The organism is Ralstonia sp. VS2407, from assembly GCF_052950655.1.
In genome coordinates, this window is record NZ_JBRFVG010000270.1 from 1 (window position 1) to 463 (window position 463).

At 67.6% G+C, this 463-nt stretch carries 1 protein-coding gene; it reads left to right on the plus strand.

What is annotated here, in order from left to right; all coding sequences use genetic code 11:
- Window positions 1–86: 86 nt before the first annotated feature.
- On the plus strand, window positions 87–463 hold a 377-nt coding region (locus tag ACU8YE_RS24995; RefSeq protein ID WP_446930236.1), incomplete at its 3' end, for a substrate-binding domain-containing protein.

Consider the following 463-nt stretch of genomic DNA (forward strand, 5'->3'; position numbering starts at 1 on the left):
ATCAAGATGTCGCCGTTGCCTCCTATGAGTCCGGGCGATCGCGGGCGTGCTAGGCCCCCCGGGCGCCGCCATATGAGGGAGACACCATGAGCTACTTGTCCAAGATCCTGGCGGCGGCCCTGGGTTGCGCGGTGGCGCAGCCGGTCCTGGCGCAGCAGATCACCGGCGCGGGCGCCTCGTTTCCCAACCCCGTCTATCAGAAGTGGGGCGAGGCGGCGCAGAAGGCCATCGGCATCCAGCTCAACTACCAGTCCGTCGGCTCCGGCGCCGGGCAGACGCAGGTGCGCAACCGCACCGTCGATTTCGGGGCGAGCGACGCCCCGATGACGGAGGCGCAACTGCGCGAGGCGAACCTGCTGCAATTCCCCTCCGTCATGGGATCGCTGGTCGCCATCGTAAACGTGCCGGGGGTGGCCGACAATCAACTCAGGATGACCGGGCCGCTGCTGGCCGACATCTACCT